Here is a 1,582-nt window from a genome sequence, read left to right on the forward strand (position 1 = left end):
GAGCTGTACTGCCTGGGACATCTCTTCCAGGCGGCCGTCGCCCGGGTGCGCACGCGCCCCGATGCCGACGACGGCCTGGTCGGCATCGCCCGCCGGGCGGCCGACCTCGTGTTCGAGGTCTTCGGCGCCGGCGGCGACGAGCGCATCTGCGGGCACGCCGAGGTCGAGGTGGGGCTCGCCGAGCTGGGCCGCGCGCTCGGCGAGCCGCGCTACGTCGAGCAGGCCCGCCTGTTCGTCGAGCGGCACGGCCGCGGCACCCTGCGCGACATCGAATGGGGCCGCTCGTACTACCAGGACGATGTCGCCGTGCGCGAGGCGGGCGTGCTGCGCGGGCACTCRGTGCGCGCCAACTACCTCGCGGCCGGCGCGGCCGACGTCGCGGTCGAGACGGGCGACGACGAGCTGCTCGGTGCGCTCGACCGGCAGTGGGAGACCACTGTGGAGCGTCGCACCTATGTGACCGGCGGGCAGGGCTCGCACCACCAGGACGAGGCGTTCGGCGAGGACTGGGAGCTGCCGAGCGACCGGGCCTACTCCGAGACCTGCGCGGGTGTGGCCTCCGTGATGTTCAGCTGGCGGCTGCTGCTCGCGCAGGGCGACCCCCGCTTCGCGGACCTCATCGAGCGCACGCTGTTCAACGTGGTCGAGACCTCGCCGTCCGAGGCTGGAACCGCCTTCTACTACGCGAACACGCTGCACCAGCGTCGCCCGGGCGCCGTGGCCGACGCCGACACGGTGTCGCCGCGGGCGCAGTCGTCGTTGCGCGCGCCGTGGTTCGACGTGTCGTGCTGCCCGCCGAACACGGCCCGCACGTTCGCGAGCCTCGCGGGATACGTCGCCACGGCGGATGCCTCGGGCGTGCAGCTGCACCAGTACACGCCGGCCGCCATCCGCACCACGCTCGAGACCGGGCAGGAGGTCTCGCTCGAGGTCGCGACCGAGTACCCGCGTTCGGGCGCCGTGCGCGTGACGGTGTTGACGGATGCCGCGGAGCCCTGGACGCTCTCCTTGCGGGTGCCGGCGTGGGCGGCGGGCGCGCGGCTCACCCTGCGGCCGGCCGGCGCCGACCTCGTGCAGGCGCAGGACGCGGAGCCGGGAATGGTGTCGTGGACGCGTGCCTTCGCCGCCGGCGACGTCGTCGAGCTCGAGCTTCCGGTCGAGCCGCGGTTCGCCGCTCCCGACCCTCGCGTCGACGCGGTGCGCGGATGCCTCGTGGTCGAGCGCGGCCCCGAGGTGTTCGCCCTCGAGTCGGTGGACCTCGCCGGCACGCCGCTCGCGGCATCCGACTTCGCCGACCTGCGGGTCGACCCGACGGCCGGCCTGCGCGACGCCGCAGGCCCCGAGGGCGGCGCGGGCGTGCTCGCCACCATGGTGGATGCGCGCACCGGCACGCGGGCCGAGGTGCCCCTCGTGCGGTACCACGAGTGGGCCGAGCGTGGGCCGTCGCAGATGCGGGTGTGGGTGCCGGTCGTGGGGGCGTAGGGGCGGGGAAGCGCGCCGCGCCGCCGCCGGGCGTCGCGGCGCCCGGCGCCCGCGGGAATGGCTCAGCGCCTCAGGGCTTGACGAGCCCGAGCTCGAGGAG

At 75.3% G+C, this 1,582-nt stretch carries 1 protein-coding gene; it reads left to right on the forward strand.

The window, feature by feature from the left end; all coding sequences use genetic code 11:
• Positions 1-1,482: glycoside hydrolase family 127 protein (locus AC1DY2_RS19625; protein ID WP_476763935.1), on the forward strand; the 1,482-nt coding region annotated here is incomplete at its 5' end.
• Positions 1,483-1,582: the final 100 nt, after the last annotated feature.

It is taken from the genome of Agromyces sp. P1_H4, assembly GCF_056405255.1.